This window comes from Comamonas sp. Z3 (assembly GCF_008121565.1).
GTDB lineage: Bacteria > Pseudomonadota > Gammaproteobacteria > Burkholderiales > Burkholderiaceae_C > Comamonas > Comamonas brasiliensis.
In genome coordinates, this window is record NZ_VOQU01000013.1 from 1 (window position 1) to 13196 (window position 13196).

At 60.2% G+C, this 13196-nt stretch carries 10 protein-coding genes; 4 read left to right on the forward strand and 6 right to left on the reverse strand.

What is annotated here, in order from left to right; genetic code table 11:
* The 3 genes from FSY59_RS26775 to FSY59_RS26785 all read left to right on the forward strand — a co-directional run.
* A partial coding sequence (locus FSY59_RS26775) for an S-layer family protein (protein ID WP_148730006.1) occupies window positions 1-3702 on the forward strand: 3702 nt, incomplete at its 5' end.
* 301 nt (window positions 3703-4003) lie between these two features.
* On the forward strand, window positions 4004-4663 hold the full coding sequence (locus FSY59_RS26780) for a transglutaminase-like cysteine peptidase (RefSeq protein WP_029158304.1): 660 nt from the start codon (window positions 4004-4006) through the stop codon (window positions 4661-4663).
* Between the two features lie 65 nt (window positions 4664-4728).
* Complete coding sequence (locus FSY59_RS26785; RefSeq protein ID WP_255439793.1) at window positions 4729-6714, forward strand: LapD/MoxY N-terminal periplasmic domain-containing protein; 1986 nt, start codon at window positions 4729-4731, stop codon at window positions 6712-6714.
* 68 nt (window positions 6715-6782) lie between these two features.
* Here the strand turns inward: FSY59_RS26785 and FSY59_RS26790 are convergent, their stop codons facing one another.
* Window positions 6783-7772, reverse strand: coding sequence for a bile acid:sodium symporter family protein (locus tag FSY59_RS26790; protein ID WP_043373855.1), 990 nt, complete (start codon window positions 7770-7772; stop codon window positions 6783-6785).
* Between the two features lie 119 nt (window positions 7773-7891).
* Between FSY59_RS26790 and FSY59_RS26795 the strand changes: the two genes are divergently transcribed.
* A complete protein-coding gene (locus FSY59_RS26795) occupies window positions 7892-8824 on the forward strand; it encodes a LysR family transcriptional regulator (RefSeq protein WP_148730007.1) in 933 nt (310 codons plus the stop codon).
* 4 nt (window positions 8825-8828) lie between these two features.
* Here the strand turns inward: FSY59_RS26795 and FSY59_RS26800 are convergent, their stop codons facing one another.
* The 5 genes from FSY59_RS26800 to FSY59_RS26820 form a co-directional block, all read right to left on the reverse strand.
* Window positions 8829-9146: a hypothetical protein gene (locus FSY59_RS26800; protein WP_003053599.1), complete on the reverse strand. Its 318-nt coding sequence runs from the start codon at window positions 9144-9146 to the stop codon at window positions 8829-8831.
* A 692-nt stretch (window positions 9147-9838) separates the two neighbouring features.
* Window positions 9839-10102 (reverse strand): translation initiation factor IF-1, encoded by a 264-nt coding sequence (gene infA, locus FSY59_RS26805; RefSeq protein ID WP_003053600.1) that lies wholly within the window; start codon window positions 10100-10102, stop codon window positions 9839-9841.
* A 23-nt stretch (window positions 10103-10125) separates the two neighbouring features.
* On the reverse strand, window positions 10126-10344 hold the full coding sequence (locus FSY59_RS26810) for a hypothetical protein (RefSeq protein ID WP_003053604.1): 219 nt from the start codon (window positions 10342-10344) through the stop codon (window positions 10126-10128).
* A gap of 982 nt (window positions 10345-11326) precedes the next feature.
* Window positions 11327-12715 carry an OprD family outer membrane porin gene (locus FSY59_RS26815; RefSeq protein ID WP_148730008.1) on the reverse strand — a complete coding sequence of 463 codons (1389 nt, stop codon included), beginning with the start codon at window positions 12713-12715 and terminating at the stop codon, window positions 11327-11329.
* Window positions 12705-13184, reverse strand: coding sequence for a pseudoazurin (locus tag FSY59_RS26820; RefSeq protein ID WP_148730009.1), 480 nt, complete (start codon window positions 13182-13184; stop codon window positions 12705-12707). Before FSY59_RS26820 ends, FSY59_RS26815 begins: the two co-directional genes overlap by 11 nt.
* Window positions 13185-13196 lie beyond the last annotated feature (12 nt).

Genomic DNA, 13196 nt, shown 5'->3' on the forward strand with positions numbered 1-13196 from the left:
ACCGCTGGCGACGACTCCGTCAAGGACAGCTTCACGGTCACCGTCACCGATGCGGCCAACCAGAGCAAGTCCGACAACCTGGTCGTGCTCATCACCGACACGGCTCCCGAAGCCAAGCCCGACACGGGCAACGTCAGCGAAGGCTCGACCCTGACCGTGGCAGCCGCCGCAGGCGTTCTGGCCAACGACAAGGCCGGTGCCGACGGCTGGAATGCGGGCGGCGCTGTGGTGGGCGTGAGCAACAGCAGCAGCGTGCAGGGCACAGCCAACGCCACCGGCTTCACGATCGTGGGCCAGTACGGCACCCTGAGCCTGAACAAGGACGGAAGCTACAGCTACACCTCCAACCCCAATGCCGTCACCAAGGGCGAGGCAGACGTGTTCACCTACACCGTCAAGGACGGCGACGGTGACCTGAGCACCGCCACCCTGACGATCAACGTGGCCGACGTGACCGGCACCCCCGTGACCACCACGGGCGGATCGGTCACCGAAGCAGGCCTGGCCGGCGGCACGAGCGCCGGGCAAGGCAACGTCTACAGCGGCAGCCTGAGCCTTCAGTCGGGCTGGACGGCGCAGGCGGCCTCGGGCACGACGGCCAACGGCACCTACACGGTCAAGGCGGACGGCACTTACACCTTCACGCTGACCTCGGCGACCACGGACGTGGCCGGCCAGGCAGAGACCAATAGCTTCACGTACACCGCGAAGGACGCCAACGGCAACACCGTCACCAACACCGTCACGGTCACCATCGTGGACGACACCCCGGTGGCGGCCAGCATCAATGCCGGCTCGCTGACCGAAGATGCGGCGCAGACTTCTCTGAGCGGCACGGTGGCACCGGCAGCAGGCAACAGCAATAGCTTTGGCGGCGACGGTGCGGCGACCACGGGAGCCACCGGCTGGGGCAGCGTCAGCGCCAAGCTGGGAGCCACCACGGTCAACCTCGGCGACTATGGCAAGCTCACGCAAAACTCCGACGGGACCTGGAAGTTCGAGCTGGACAACAGCAAGCCTGCCACCCAGGCGCTGACCACCGGTCAGAGCATCATCGTGACGATGGGCTATACGCTTACCGACAAGGACGGCGACCAGCGCAGCAACAATGTCACCTTCCAGATCAACGGGGTAAACGACGCTTTCCCTGATAAAAACACGACGACCGAGGATCACGCTGTTTCAGGGAATGTGCTGCTCAACGATGAGGGCTATGTCTCGGGTGGAGCTCTTGCCATTACAAGCTTTAGTGTCAACGGCTCGACCTACAGCGTGGGTGCTAGTGCCGTGAACGTGATGGATGCGGGCAAGGTCGTCGGAACGATTTCTTTGGCTGCGAATGGCGGTTATGTCTTTACGCCAAGCAGCGATTGGAGCGGCAAGGTTCCGACCGTGACCTACACCACCAATACAGGAGTCACCAGCACGCTGGATATTGATGTGACGCCAGTTGCGGATACTCCCTTGGTGACGGTGAATGTGGGTGCAGGATCGACGCCGGTTACGACTTCGATCACTGCTACCAGCGTGAACAGCTCAAATGCGGGCCACACCGTGACGGCTTACAACATCAATGGCTCGAAGGGGGCGGTGAGTGTCGTGACCGGAACGGATCACGATGGTTTTGGTGTGGTTGGCGCCGCGTCCGGCGATTCCACTGAAATTGGACGCAGTTCGTCAGGTTCTGAATCTTTGGCTATTCAATTCAATGTACCTGTGACGGCCATCACGGTGCAGTTTGCCTGGTTGGCTTCGGGAGAGTGGGCGCGTTATCAAATGTTTGACGAGGCGAAAAAGCCCGTTGTTCTGGGATACAACGCAGACGGCACTGTCAATGCGGCCAGCGGTCTTTATGGATTCGTCAAGGGCGGCACCGACAAGGTGGATACGCAGTTCAAACTGAGTGTGCCCGCAGGAAACACGATCAGTCAGATCGTCTTTGACGCACCGCGTGTGGATGATGACTATCTGATCAACAAGGTAACTTACACGACGGCAACGACTTATCCGCTCACGATCACGGCTACTCCTCAGGATGTGGACTACTCCGAGGCGGTCACGAAGGTGACTGTGGAAGTACCAAAGGGCGTCACGCTGTCCGCTGGAACCCAGATTGATGCGACTCACTGGTCCTTGCCATTGGTCAGCAACGGCAGTTACTCGGTGAGCATTGATCCCATTACCAAGGCTGTCACCATCACCGGTCTGAATATGACCGTTCCTGAGAATGTGCAGGTCAATGAGATCAAGGTCGTTGCAGTAGTTGCCGACGGCAGCAGTACGGCGGACGGGAGCGCGAGCTTCACCAGCAAGCCGGATGCAGTCGACGATACGAACAGCGCAACATTGACATCGAAGAGCGTGGCTACCGCACCGTCGATTACTGCGCTGGCGACTTTCACCAGTGGTGAAGCCAACGCGTGGAAGCTTGACAATTCAAGCAGCACTCGCGTCTACAAGAGCAACTCCGAGTTGTCGAGCACGGACACGCTGAACAGCGACAAGGGCAAATGGCTGGTCAGTTCCGTCAATGGCACGACATGGGATGGCAGCTCCACCGGCGGTGGCTTGGTACTGACCGACAATAACGGTCGGGCGAGCGGTGATGCCAAGGCGGTGACACCGACCTACACCCCGACCGTGGCGGGGACCACGCTGCAGTTCAAGGTAACCAGCTTCAGCAATGCGAGCAGTTCCAGTGATTCTGTGAACTGGACGCTCTACAAGAGCACCGATGGCGGGGTAACTTGGTCCGCTGTGTCCGGGCAAGCCAACTCCGGCGTCATTACCGGAACGGGCACCTACACCACGACGGCACTTGAAGCGGACGCGACCTATCGCATTCTCTTGACCGTGCATGAGGGAAATAGCAACAGCATGGATGCTGCGGTGACGTTCGATGACTTCACGGCCAACGTTCCCAACCCGGACACCATCGTCTGGAGCAGCACGGCCGTAGCTGGCTCGGTCACGTCCAATGACACACTGGGTACGCTGGGAGAGACATCGACGCTGTCGGTGTTCAACGGTTCGACCTGGGTTAATGCGGCATCGGGCGGTACGACAATCAACGGCAGCTACGGCACGTTGCTGATCAAGGCCGACGGCTCATACACCTACACGCCGACCGCGAGCGCAGCCGGAGCAGGCAAGGTCGAACACTTCGACTACAAGCTGACCCAGGCCGATGGCGATACCGATACGGCAAGCCTGGACATTAGCATCGACGCGACCGGACCGGGCGCCACGACACTGGCTGCTTCCCGCATGGCTAGCGATACCGGCAGCCATGAAGTGCACAGCACCTCGTCCGGCGACTCGCTGCTGGGCACTGCCGAAGACGACTTGTTCATCTGGCACCAGGGCGATGCGGGTACGGTGTCGCGTCCAGTCACCGATGTAGTGAAGAACTTCGGTGCCTCGGGTAACGACGCACTTGATCTGGGCGATCTGCTGCAAGGCGAAGAGGCTTCGAGTGATCTGAGCAAGTTCCTGCACCTTGAGACCCGTACCGAAGCCGATGGCAAGACCATCGATACGGTGATCAAGGTTTCGACGGCTGGCGCACTCGATGCGAATGGTAATGGCTTCAACCAGAAGATCTTGGTCGAGGGCGTGGATCTGGTGGGCGCGAGCCATGATCAGAATGCCTTGATCAAGGAGCTGATCGATCAGGGCAAGCTCAAGATCGACCACAGCTGATAAGAGGGCCCCGGAGAGGGCCGGCAGAAGTCTTGAATTATCAAGTCTTCTGCCGCCTTGCCCGGTGGCGATCGCCAGGTCGTTTTCAGAGCTTGCATGATTGGTTACATTTGTGAGCGTCGAGTCTTGGTCGTGTTCTTTCGGAACTATCAAGATTCATAGCGGTTATCACAATATCTACAGGCGTTCTAAGCAGATTCTGTCTTGGACGCTTGCTCTTCCTGCAACTCGATTGAGCACCTCGCCCAGCCTACTGTTTCCACATCCCGTGGAAAGAACTCAGCGTCTGTCGCGCAGAGGCATGCTTTTGTATGGCTCGGCGATTGTCGGGGGCTGGGCGCTGCAAAAAGGCTTTGAAGCGGTTGCGCTGGATTTCGACAGCGAACGGCTGCAGAGCACCATGCAGTCGCGCTATGGCAGTGCCGGGGTGCAGAGACTGGGGCAGTGGCTGGCGATGCTGCAGGCTCAGAAAGACAGGCCGTTGCAACAGCAGCTGCCGACCGTCAACACGTTCTGGAACCGCGCGGTGCTGCAATCGGAGGACAGCATGCTCTGGTCCCAGCCTGACTATTGGGCCACGCCGCTGGAAACACTGGGCAAGGGGGCGGGAGACTGCGAGGACTATGTGATTGGCAAGTATTTCTCGCTGCTGCGCCTGGGAGTGGCGGTAGAGAAACTGCGCCTGATCTATGTACGCGCGCGCCTGGGTGGCGTGGGCAGTACGCAGAGCATTGCGCATATGGTGCTGGGCTATTACGAGACACCTGCTGCCGAGCCGCTGGTGCTGGACAGCTTGCTGGACAACATCATGCCGGCCAGCCAGCGCAAGGACTTGACTCCCGTGTTCAGCTTCAATGCCCAGGGTGTCTATGTCGCGGGTGCACAGACAACGTCAGTGGATCGAATTACGCGTTGGCGCGATTTGTTGGCGCGCATGAAGCAGGAAGGTTTTTTGCCATGAATGCCATGTTCCGCGGTGCAGGCAGCGAAGCCCTATTGAATGGTCGACACAGATAAGGCAGCAAGATGTCGTTGTTGAAACAACTTTTGATCAGAGTGACGGTGGCCATTGTGGCCATCTTGATCGGCACCCTGGCGTTCAGCATTGGTGCCGCGCGCCAGTATCTGGATGGACAGTTGCAGTCCGAAAGCGAGAACGCGGCATCGTCGCTGGCCTTGTCACTGTCGCAGCCGGCCAATCAGGACTCGGTCACTCAGGAGCTGCTGATGATGGCCTTGTTCGACGGCGGACAGTTCAAGCTGATTCGACTGGCCTCGCCCCAGGGCGAGACCTTGTTCGAGCGCCGGCGCGACAACGGCACGACCGAGAGTTCTGCCGCCGCAGCGAAGCCCAGGCAAAGTGCTGCTCCGCGGTGGTTTGTCGAGATGCTGCCGCTGCGCTCGCCCAAGGCCGAGCGTGTGATCAGCGATGGCTGGAAGCAGGTCGGGCAGCTGACGCTGGTTGTGGACGACAGCTATGCCAGCCAGGCGCTCTGGGGCAGCAGCGTGCGTCTGGCTGGAGTGGTTGTGCTGGCCGGGTTGGCCTGGGCTTTCTTTGTCGTCTTGCTGTTTCGTTGGTTCCGCAAGGTCTTGCAGCAGGAAATCTCGGCACAGGTTCAGGCGATTGGCCGCCAGCCGGATGAGGCGGAATCGGCGCAGCCTGCCAGGGCTGCAGTGGCCGAGCTGGTACCGGTGCTCAGCGCTATTGCGGATACCCGTGAGCGGGTGCAGGCAACGGCGCTGGAGCAAATGGCACGTATCGAATCGCTGGAGATCGAGGTCAATCGTGATCCGGTCACCCAGCTGCCTAACCGCAAGTATTTCGTCAACGAGCTGCGTCGCGCGCTCAGCGGTGCCGATGGTCTGGCAGCGCATGGCCATGTGATGCTGTTTCGCCAGCGCGATCTGCTGGCCCTGAATGCCCAGATGTCGCGAGCCAGCGCCGATGCCTGGCTCGCGGCGATGGGTGAGCAGGTCAATCAGGTGTTGAAGAGTCATGCTGACTGCAAGGCTCAGCTGGCCCGCCTCAATGGCTCGGACTTTGTGGTGCTCATGCCGGCCCTGGCGGGGCCTCAGGCCATGTCACTGGTGCAGCAGATCCGTCAGGTGCTGTTGTCCATGCGTGTGACCCTGAGCAGTGGTCAGTGGTGCCGCTGGAGCTTTGCCCTGACCGATTACTCGGCATCGAGCTCGGTAACCGGTGTGCTTGCACGGCTGGACTACGGTCTGATGCGTGCCGAGAGCTCGGGACAGGCCGAAGTGGAATATGTGGCCTACGGCGATGATGAGGTGGTTTCCGATCTGGCCGGAGAAACCTTGTGGCGTCAGATGCTGATTGCGGCCCTGGAGGCGCAGGATGCGCTTTCCCTGTCCGTTCAGCCGCTGCAATTCAAGGGCAGCAACGGGATGCAGGAGCGCGGCGAAGCGTCGCTCTCGCTGCGCACTGCTTCCGGCGAGACCTTGATGGGTTCTCTGTTCCTGCCGGTTGCCGTGCGCCTGGGCCTGTCGGCAGAGTTCGATTTGCGAGCGGTGGCCCTTGGGGCTGCGTGGCTTGAGCAGAACGATTGCGAGCTGGTCATTCGAATCTCCTTGCCCTCGCTGGCCCAGCCCGACTTCCTGGGCCGTCTGCGTGAAGAGCTGAGTGCACAGAAGTGGGAGCATCGCCTGTCCCTGCTCTGTCTGGAGCTGGATGCGCATGGACTGACGGCCTATCCCGATGAGGTGGCCGAATTCTGCCGGGCCATGGCATTGGCCGGTGTCGGCGTGGGGTTGCGCCGTCTGGATCAGCAGCCCATGGGCCTGACCAAGCTCCACACCTTGCCGCTGCGCTATGTGAAGCTGGGCAGCGAGTTCTCGGAGCAGGCCGCCCAGAGCCCGGGTGCCCTGCATCTGCTGCAAGCCATCGCCGAGACCGCGACAGCACTGGGAATCCAGGTGATGGTGAGCGACTCCGTCAATGCGGAGACCGCGCAACTGCTGCATCGGCAAAACGCGTTGACGCTGGCCGTCTGAAACGGCGAATTCTCCAACCCACCAAAAAGGGGCGCATGAGGCGCCCCTTTTTGGTGGGTCATGGGATCCTAATGGGTCGTGGTCTGATCGGCAATCTGGACCCGCCTGGCATAGCGCTGCGCCAGCACCGCACAGACCATGAGCTGGATCTGGTGGAACAGCATCAGCGGCAGCACGATCGCGCCCACGGATGCGGCAGGAAAGAGCACATTGGCCATGGGAATACCGCTGACCATGCTTTTCTTGGAGCCGCAGAAGACCAGCGTGATCTCGTCTTCCTTGCTGAAGCCCAGGCGACGTGCGCCCCAGGTGGTGATGAAGAGCACGGCGGCCAGCAGGATGGAGCACAGCACGATCAAGCCCAGCAGTGAGGGAATCGGCGTCTGCTTCCACAGGCCGCTGATGACTGCGGCGCTGAAGGCGGCATAGACCACAAACAGGATGGAGCCCTGGTCCACCAGCTTGATGATGGAAGCGCGACGCTGCAGGAAGCCGCCGATCACGGGGCGCATCAGATGGCCGATGACAAAGGGCAGCAGCAGCGTCATGGCAATCTTTCCAATGGCATGCAATGCATCGCCGCCTTCCGCATTCTTGTGCAGGACCAGACTCACCAGAATCGGCGTGACCAGAATGCCCAGCAAGGTGGAGGCCGATGCGCTGCACACGGCCGCAGGCACATTGCCGCGCGCCATGGAGGTGAAGGCAATCGCCGATTGCACGGTGGCGGGCAGGGTGCAGAGAAACAGCACGCCGATATACATCTCGGTGGTGACCAGGGGCGAAAGCACCGGGCGCAGTGCCAGCCCCAGCACGGGGAACAGCACAAAGGTGGCGATGAAGATCCAGACATGCAGGCGCCAGTGGCCTATGCCCGCCAAGATGGCCTGGCGCGAGAGCTTGGCGCCGTGCAGAAAGAACAGCAGGCTGACGATGCCGGTGGTGACAAGTTCCACATATTCAGCCACCTGGCCCGATGCGGGCAGAAAGCTGGCGAGGATGACGGTGGCAATCAGTGCCAGCGTGAAGTTATCGGGGAGAAAGCGGGGGCGAGACATATTCTTGAGCTGAAGCCATCCATGCAAGGCACCGGGTCGGTGCGCGATGGCTGCGTATTGGACACGCAATCCATTTAAAAGAGAAATGGATTTATTCGATAGACCTATAATTTTTCGATATGAATATCAGTCTGCGTCAACTGCGTGCCTTTGTGGCAGTGGCCCAAAGCAGCAGTTTCAGCCGCGCCGCCGACGCCCTGGCCTTGACGCAGCCTGCCGTCAGCCGCAATGTGACGGATCTGGAGCAAGCCATGGGTTTGCTGCTGCTGCATCGCACCACGCGTGAGGTGGAGCTGACCGAGGCCGGGCGTCTGCTGCTGGGCAATCTCTCTCGCGTGCTGGAGGATCTGGATGCCTGTCTGCTGGAGGTGCAGGGCCTGGCGACACAGCGCAAGGGCCGGGTCAAGGTGGCCAGCAGTCCCACGCTTTCCGCCCACCTGATGCCGCAATGCATTGCACGCGGCAGGCAGCAGTCGCCGGGCGTCAATATCCAGTTGCTCGATCGCATTCAAAGCGATGTGCTGCTCAGCGTGCGCAGCGGCGAGGTGGATTTTGGCGTGGTGATCGACCCTTCCGAGAAACAGGATCTGCATGCGCAGAGCATTCTGGCCGAGCCCTTTTGTCTGGTCTGTCTTTCCTCGCATGACCTGGCGCGCAAGAAAGAGGTGAACTGGGCACGGCTGGCGGGCGAATCCCTGGTGCTGCTGGACCATGCATCGGGCAGTCGCCGCCTGATCGATGCCGCGCTGCAGGCCCATGGCGCGGCGGCATCGGTGGTCCAGGAAGTGGGGCATACGACCACCATCTACAGCATGGTGCAGCAGGGTCTGGGTCTGAGCGTGGTGCCGCGTCTCGCCATTCCTTCGGCCTGGGCTGCTCAGGCCGCCACTGCCGCGGCGGCGGGCAGTGCGGTCCTGGTCAGCCGTCCCCTGGTGCCCCGGGTGCAGCGCAGCATCATGCTGGTCAAGCGCCAGCAGCGTGAACTATCGCCCGTCGCGCATCTGGTCTGGGATCTGATTGCGGCAGAGGCCGTCAGCCTGCTGGACGGATAGCGGCTCAGGGCCGGAGCACGATGCGCGAATCAATCACCAGCCCTTGCGGTTGCGGCGCGACATAGACCGGCTGGGGCGGGGCCATGTACACGGGCTGGGGTGCATGGTAGGCCGCGGGACGGCTCCTGCACTTGCGCTTTTCCTTGTACTCGCCGTTGCTCTTCCACTTGCGCTCCACCTTGCATTGGCCATCCCAGTACTCTTCCTTGTGCTCGCGCTTGTGGTGATGGTGATGATGGCGGTCATGTGCCAGGCTGGTCAGAGGTGTGGCAATCAGCGCCATGGGCAGGCAGATGGAAACGAGAGCAAGGGTTTTCTTCATTCTGGATGGGGCAGTCCAAGGCCGGAGCCATGGCTGCATCGGTGTTCAAAACGCTGCGAGCATAAGCGCAATGCACCGAGGAGACTGTATCAATTCATGAGCGCAATTCGCACTGTGGCTGTGCCTTGTGCGTGGGTTGTTGTTCCATGCTCATAAAAAATATGAGCGCCTTACGCAATAAATACAGGAATTTCAGACTATTTTCCATCTGAAATGGAGAATTGGAAAGCGGAAGAAGCTATGTATTAAGTAGCTTTTCTTCGAGGGCTGTTTTGACGTGGACTACGGTAGACACGAAGCCGTGAATGCCATGGCTTCCGGGTCCAGGCATTCCTCCCGGGCCGCGGCGCCGGGATGCCTGCAAGGCCAGTTCGATGATGGCCTGCCTGACAGTGCGGCACCATCAGCAGGGCGGTAGCAGCCATGCCATGGGGCGCAGAGTTCTTGGAGGGATAGTTGGGGTGAGGCCGGTTGCAGCCTTGCTGCTCCGGCTTCCGCATGCCTAAGGGATGTCGGTCAAGGCTGACTGCCGACTCCGGAGGTGATGCAGCATCTGGCGCCAAGTGGCGCGAGCCTGCCTCAAGCGAATTCCGGTGCCAGAGCCCTGATGTTGGCACGATGCTGCTGAGCGGGCGCTTGCGCAGCGCCGAAGCTGGTGGTCGGGGGCCGTCCACCAGATCCACTGCTGATGCTTAGTGGCGGCGCTGCTGCGGCGCGGGATGGCTGTTGTTGGAGCGCTCGATGTGACGGAAGGTCAGGCGACCCTTGTTCAGATCGTAGGGAGACATCTCCAGCGTTACCTTGTCGCCTGCCAGCACGCGAATGCGGTGCTTGCGCATCTTGCCGCCGGAGTAGGCAATCAGCTGGTGGCCGTTGTCCAGCGTTACACGAAAACGGGCGTCCGGCAAAACTTCGTCCACTCTGCCTTGCATTTCAATCAATTCTTCTTTGGCCAAAACATTTCCTTTCAACAAAAAGGTCAGTTCAACTGGTTGTCCAGCACCATACTGCGCCCTTCGGCGAGTGCATATTTGCTGGCCATGTCCGGGGTGTCGAACTGGCGGATAAATCTGAAAATCCGGTCATAGGTTCCGCGACGGATGGAAACCGCTGCAGCAACCTTGCCGGAGTGAGTCATTTGGGTGAGGGCAGTCACAATGTAGTTGCCGACACGCTCTGTGATTTGTTCTGTGTGCATATCGAGTCAACGGGCGGCACCAACCCTGGGCAGGGCATGCCGTCCAATGAAAAATGAAGGAATCCGGCTCTGACGAGTCGGGATCAAATAAGCCAGCCCGCTTGCGGGTGGCTCATGCTTCTTGCCAGGGAATGCTCCGGCTGTATGTAGCCGAGCGTGGGCAACGTGAGATCTGCCTGAGAGATGCTGCGCAGGGCAAGTGCCGCGCAGCAACGCAGATATTATAAAGCATTGCTCTTTTATGCGCAAATCGTAATGAGTCGCGGTGCTGGCAGAGATGGTCGCCGGGTGGCCGGCCCTTGCGCATCGCGCGGCTGATAGGCTGCGCAGGGTGATGGTGTGGAGGTTAAAGCGCTCTTGGCATCCAGGTGGAAGTTGTCATGCAAGGACTGCAAGGCCGCAGCAGCGCTTGCTGCAGAGCTGAGAGGCTCGATCGTGGAAAAAAGGCTTGGCTAATAGGAGAGGGCCGCTGGCTAGCTAAAACGCTGCAAGCCCCTGCTTGTCAGCGCCCCACGATGAAGAGGCGGTACAGCGATTTGCTGCACCATGGGATTAATCATAAACGCAATTGAGAATCGTTCACAAATAACCCTTTGACGTCGAGGACTAAGGGTTGAGGAAGCGGCGGCCAAAGAGTCGGCCATGAACGCCGAGACCAAGGCATGCAGGCCGGCAAGAGAGAGGACCACAGACGGGAACGCGGCAGAAGGCCAGACAGCCAGAGTCAGGCCGGCGGCGATCAATATTGTGGGTGCCCTGCAAGAGGGCGGCTTGTGCAGGTTGCCGCTAACGGGTTGAGACTTTTGCCATCTGGCTGTCACATTTCAAAGGCAAGATGCGTAGCGCTGGGTTCTGGTTGTAGCACTGAAAGATGGCTTGACCCCTGGCGCCAATTCCAAAGCCTCGGCCCCAGTGCCGGGGCTTTTTGCTGGCCCGAAAACGCAGTCCCAACGAATCGCTGGATTGCCGGACTTGTCCAGGTCTACAGGATCTTGAGCGGCAATTCCGCCTGCAGTCGAAGCTGATTCATATTGGCCTCGCCTTGGGCCTTGTTGGTGCGATGCACGCCGTAGCGCAGCTGCAAATTCAGATGCTTCGCCGCCCCATGCTGCACCGTGTATCTGAGCAGAAGGTCGCGTTCCCAGTGCTTGCCCTGGGTTCCCGAATAGCCGAGGTAGCTGGCATACACGGCATTGAGGCGGCTATTGTCGATTCCGGAGCCTCTGGTGTAGGCAACGCCCGCGCTCAACCCCGGGGTGGCGATGGAACCCAGGTCCACATCGTATTTGAGTTGCCAGGACGCTTCGCGCGGGCCGTTGAAGTCGGACAGCTGCATGGCGTTCTCCAACCAGATGGAGCCGCGGTTCACATAGTCAAACGGATTGTTGCCGTTGACCTTCTGGTAGCCGAGGCCGAATCTGTGAGCGCCTGCGACGTAGCTGCTCATCAGGCTCCAGGTGGTGGTGTCAATCTCGCCAGACCTGGCCCTGCCGGTATCGGTGCTGCGATAGAGGTTCAGGTTGAACGACAGCGCACGCTTGTCTGACAGAGGAAGCTTGTAAAAACTTCCCAGGTACGCGGTGTTCCAGTTATCCGCGTATTGTCCGTAGTAGCTGCTCAGCGTCAGATGTGGAACGGGAGTGTCCCATGCTGCGCCTACAAAGCTGAAGGAGCCGCTGGTTACGCCCGAATAGTTGCCCAGCAGGTCGGCACCGTTCTTGCGCGCATTGCGGTCGGCCCAGCCGGTAAATCGCCCGGCCTGCAGCGTGAGTGTGGGGATGTCTCTGCTGATGACTTGCCAGCCCCGATTGCTTTCAGGCAGCAATCGGGTATCGGACGAACTGAAGATCGGTGTCTTGGTCCGCATCTCGCCCACTTTCAGTTCCGTGGAAGAGATTCGGGCTTTCAGTGCAGCGCCGGCACGACCGAAGCTATCCGCAATCTCTTGCCCATCCTTGGCCACGTAGCGAGGCGTTGCCCGTGCATGCTCGGCCTGTGTCCCCAGATTGACGGCGCCATAGGCATGTGCATCGAGCCCCAGGCCGAGAACGCCCTGCGTGTAGCCCGATTCGTAATTGAGCATCAGGCCGTAAGCCGATTCTCGGGCCAGTGTCTGACCTCTTTGTCCGCTGGCCGCACGAAAGCTGCTTCCTTTCTGGTAGTCGAGCTGTTCAAGCAGCATGCGGTTTTGCATATGGAGTGCAGCGCCCTCGACAAAGCCTTTGGCGTCATCTTGTGCCCCGGCAACAGCGCCACCACTGGCGCATAGCATGACGGTGCGCAGTGCCCAAAGACGACAAACACGGACTCTCATCGAATGGATCTTTTCAGTGGCGGCTGCAGGCCCGATGGGCCGGATTTCATTGGCCATGGTGTGGCTCTCTGGATGTTCGGGCTGCGGTCTGGGCGCGTGCAGCGATGTCCTGGAAGCGCTGCCTCGCCTGTTCAGGCACGTCATCCGGTACTGATAGCTGGGACAAGGGGCTGTCGCCGACCTGGATCAGCATCACCATGCCCATTGCATAGTGGGGCTGGCACTTGACGCCGTAAAGACCTGGCGCGGTCATGGTGACCGTGATTTCCTGATTGGTCTTGCCTCTGAAGAGCGTCGCGCCTGCCGGCGCCATCCCCGCGATGGATACCGCATCGTGCCCGCTGCTGGTCGCGAGGAATTTGACGCTGTCGCCTGCTGCGATCCTGACGAACTCGGGCTCGTACGCCATGGCTCCGTGAGGACCTCGGTTGAGCATCTTGATTTCGATGGTTTCTGCTGTGGCGAAGTGCCCTGACAAACTGCAGGCAAGCAAGGCGGCAATACGGATGGCGCTGGGAGCAGGCATGGGGAACTTTCG